This window comes from Acidithiobacillus sp. TH-A35 (assembly GCF_057473505.1).
In genome coordinates this window covers 1-4,308 of the sequence record NZ_JBYCKR010000115.1, presented here as the reverse complement: position 1 = coordinate 4,308, position 4,308 = coordinate 1, and the positions used below count along the sequence as shown (strand labels likewise).

General features: G+C 59.4%; 2 protein-coding genes. Both read left to right on the top strand.

Going from position 1 to position 4,308, the window contains the following annotated elements; all coding sequences use genetic code 11:
• Window positions 1-2,687, top strand: a 2,687-nt coding sequence (gene uca / locus AC2VNK_RS04190; RefSeq protein WP_486882931.1) for an urea carboxylase, incomplete at its 5' end; no start/stop codon positions are given.
• Window positions 2,688-4,308, top strand: a 1,621-nt coding sequence (gene atzF, locus AC2VNK_RS04185; protein WP_486882930.1) for an allophanate hydrolase, incomplete at its 3' end; no start/stop codon positions are given. It abuts the gene before it with no gap.

Genomic DNA, 4,308 nt, shown 5'->3' with positions numbered 1-4,308 from the left:
GCGTCGATTTGGTGGAGTGGATGGTGCGGCAGGCGGCGGGCGAATCACCTATTGCTGGCTATGTGCACTCAGCGCGTGGTCACAGTATTCAGGTGCGCCTCTACGCCGAAGATCCCGGCAAGAACTTCCAGCCCGCCGCTGGCATATTGAGTGAAGTGGTGTTTCCTCCGGATGCCCGGGTTGACACCTGGGTCGAGGCAGGTAGCGAAGTCACGGCATATTACGATCCCATGCTTGCCAAGCTCATCGTGCATGGCAGCGACCGTAGCGATGCGCTGGCGCGCATGCGATCGGCGCTGGATACCACGCGCATTTATGGTTTTGAGACCAATCTTGGTTATCTTCGCCAGATTGTCAACGACGCAACCTTTGCGCAAGGTCGGCAGACTACGCGCTATCTCAGTGCTTTGGCCTACCATGCGCCCACGCTGGATGTGATTGAACCAGGGGTGCAGACCAGCCTGCAGGATTGGCCGGGGCGTCTGGGTTATTGGGATGTCGGCGTGCCACCATCCGGGCCGATGGATGCACTCGCCCATCGTGTGGCCAATCGCCTGCTCGACAACCCACCAGAGGCGGTGACCCTGGAAATTACCTTGAGCGGACCTACCCTCAAATTCAATGCCGACAGCGTCATCGCCGTTACCGGTGCCGATCTGTCGGTCGCACTCGATGGGCAGCCATTGGCGTTGTGGTGCAGCCATGCGGTACGTGCCGGCGGCGTACTTAGGTTCGGTAGCCTGAGCGGCGCTGGCTGCCGTGCCTATTTAGCAGTGGCTGGCGGCTTCGACACGCCGCTCTATCTGGGCAGTCGCGGCACCTTCACGCTCGGCCAGTTCGGTGGTCACGCCGGGCGCACCCTGCGCACCGGTGATGTGCTGCATTTAGGTGCCAATCCGCAGTCTCAGTCTGGGCGACGCGTGGCGCCACAGGCTTTGCCAGCTTATAACGAGCATTGGGAAATCGCTGTGCGCTACGGGCCGCACGGCGCACCAGATTTTTTTACAGACGCTGACGTGGCGATGTTCTTCGCCACCGACTGGGAGGTGCACTACAACTCCAACCGCACCGGAGTGCGGCTCATTGGTCCGCGACCGCAATGGGCGCGCAGCGACGGCGGCGAGGCCGGCTTGCATCCTTCGAATATTCACGACAATGCCTACGCCATCGGCGCGGTGGACTTCACCGGTGACATGCCGATTCTGCTCGGCCCGGACGGCCCAAGCTTGGGTGGCTTTGTCTGTCCCGCGGTGATTGTTGCTGCTGACCTATGGAAGATGGGCCAGTTGCGGCCAGGCAATACCGTACGCTTCGTGCCCGTTAGTCTGGAAGAAGCTACCCGCCTGGAATGCGCGCAAGACGCGGCGCTCGAAAACCTGTCCACTTTTCTGGACCCGCCGCTGGACGCAACACCGGCATTGGAATCACCTATCGTCGGCCGATATGATACGCCGCGACATCCGGTGGGAGTGGCCTATCGCGTAGCCGGCGATAAACACCTGCTGGTTGAATACGGACCGCTGGTACTGGATCTGGAGCTACGCTTTCGCGTCCATGCGCTGATGGAAAACCTGCGTATGCGCAACTTGCCTGGCGTTATCGACCTCACCCCAGGCATTAGATCGCTACAAATCCATTATGACAATCGCACGTTATCGCTGACAAAACTCCTTGCGGTGTTGCGCGGCGCCGAAGATGAATTGCCTGCCGTGGATCTCATGGAAGTGCCAACGCGCATCGTGCATTTGCCGCTGTCCTGGGACGATCCCGCCACCCGGTTGGCTATCGAGAAATATATGACTGGGGTACGCAGAGAAGCCCCCTGGTGTCCATCCAACATCGAGTTCATACGCCGTATCAACGGTCTGGACAGCATGGAAGATGTACGTCGAATCGTGTTCGACGCCAGCTATCTGGTGCTGGGTCTGGGCGATGTGTACCTTGGCGCGCCGGTGGCTACGCCACTGGACCCGCGTCACCGCCTGGTCACCACCAAATACAATCCAGCGCGCACTTGGACCCCGGAAAACGCTGTGGGTATCGGCGGTGCCTATATGTGTGTTTACGGTATGGAGGGGCCAGGCGGCTACCAGTTCGTAGGCCGCACCCTGCAGATGTGGAACCGCTGGCGGCAGACTGCGCAATTTACCGATAGTAAGCCTTGGCTCCTGCGTTTTTTCGACCAGATCCGTTTCTTCCCCGTCAGTACGACAGAGCTGGAAACCATCCGCACCGACTTCATGCACGGACGCTACCTTCTGGATATTCGTGAAGATACTTTTCGTATTGCGGATTATCGGCGTTTTGTAACCGACAATGCTGACGATATCGCCGCATTTCGGGATCGCCAGCGTCAGGCTTTCGCCGAGGAGCGCGAGCGCTGGACCCAATCTGGCCAAGCCAACTGGATCAGCGACGCAACGGTGGCTGAGGACGCAAGTGACATGGATCTGGATCTGACCGCCGGTGCGCACCCAGTGGCTAGCCCTATCGCCGGCAGCGTGTGGAGGATTCTGGTCAAAGCGGGTGAACGAGTACAAGCCAATGATCCGCTGATTATTTTAGAGTCCATGAAAATGGAGATGACCGTCGAAGCGCCTACCTCTGGTGTCATTGATCGTCTGCTCTGCCGCGAAGGCGAAGCGGTCAGTACTGGACAGAACGTGCTGACACTGATGGAGAGCTGAATGTCTAGTAGCCTGTATATACACAACTTGCGGTCAGCCTACCGCTCCGGGCAACTTACCCCGACGAGTTTGGTGGAGGAGTTGCTTGAGCGTTCTGCCCGCTATACGGATCACGCAATCTGGATCACTCCGCCGCAGCGTGAACATTTGCTCATACGCACGCGGGAGTTGGAAGGCCAAGACATGGAGGGGCTGCCGCTCTACGGGGTGCCTTTCGCCATCAAGGACAACATGGATCTGGTTGACGTACCTACTACCTGTGCCTGTCCTGACTTTGCCTATACGCCCAAGAACTCTGCTATGGTGGTGCAGAAGCTGATAGACGCCGGCGCTATCGCCATGGGTAAGACCAATCTCGACCAATTTGCCACCGGCTTGAATGGCACACGCTCGCCCTATGGTGCCTGCCGCAACGCCTTCGCTCCGGACTACATCTCCGGCGGATCGAGTGCCGGATCGGCGGTGGCTGTAGCGCTGGGTCTGGCGAGTTTTTCATTGGGCACAGATACTGCCGGTTCTGGCCGCGTACCGGCGGCTTTCAACAATCTTGTTGGACTCAAACCGACCTGCGGCCTGCTGTCTACCTCCGGCGTAGTACCAGCCTGCCGTTCCCTAGACAGTGTATCGATATTCGCTCTGAGTGCGCAGGACGCCCAGCGGGTCTTTGCGGCTGCACTGGGGGAGGATACATCTGATCCTTATTCACGCACGATCCAGCCCCACGGTTTTGACTTTGGCCGTGCGCCGCGTTTTCGCTTCGGCGTGCCAGCGGCCAAGGACCTGAACTTTTTTGGGGACGACCAATACGGGCGTTTGTTCGACGCATCTGTGACGCGGCTCGAATCGCTGGGCGGCGAGCGCGTCGAACTGGACTTCGCCCCCTTCCTGGAAACCGCTCGTCTGCTTTACGGCGGCCCTTGGGTGGCTGAACGTTACCATGCCATCCGCAGTTTTATTAATACTTACCCCGATGCATTATTTCCAGTCACCCGCGATATCACCCTGGGAGGAGCCAAGCCGCTGGCTGCAGATGCATTCGCCGCGCTTTACCGGTTACAGGAGCTCAAGCGAAAATGCGACTGCATTTGGCAGCAGGTGGATTGCGTCCTTACACCTACAGCAGGCACTATTTTTACCCGCGCCCAACTGCTGGCCGAACCCATGGCTAGGAATACCGACCTGGGCTACTATACCAATTTCATGAATCTGCTGGATTACGCGGCACTGGCGGTGCCGGCCGGATTCCGCGTTGACGGCTTGCCGTTCGGCGTCACGCTGTTTGCCCCAGCCCATCAGGATGTGCCGCTGCTACATCTGGCTGAGCGTTGGCAGTTGACAGACTCCGTGCCCAACGGAGCTGTGGAAACCATGCCGCCACCAGTGGAAACCGTGCCCGCAGCAGTGTCTAGTGGGCAGGTGCGGGTCGCGGTGGTCGGTGCCCACCTCAGCGGGCTACCGCTCAATCACCAAATCACTTCACGCGGTGGCCGGCTGATAAGCGACACCAGTACCGCCTCTTGCTATCGGCTATACGCCCTGACCGACGGCAAGCGTCCCGGGCTGGTCCGCGTTGCCCATGGGGGTAAGGCGATCGGCTGCGAGGTGTGGGAGATGCCTGCCG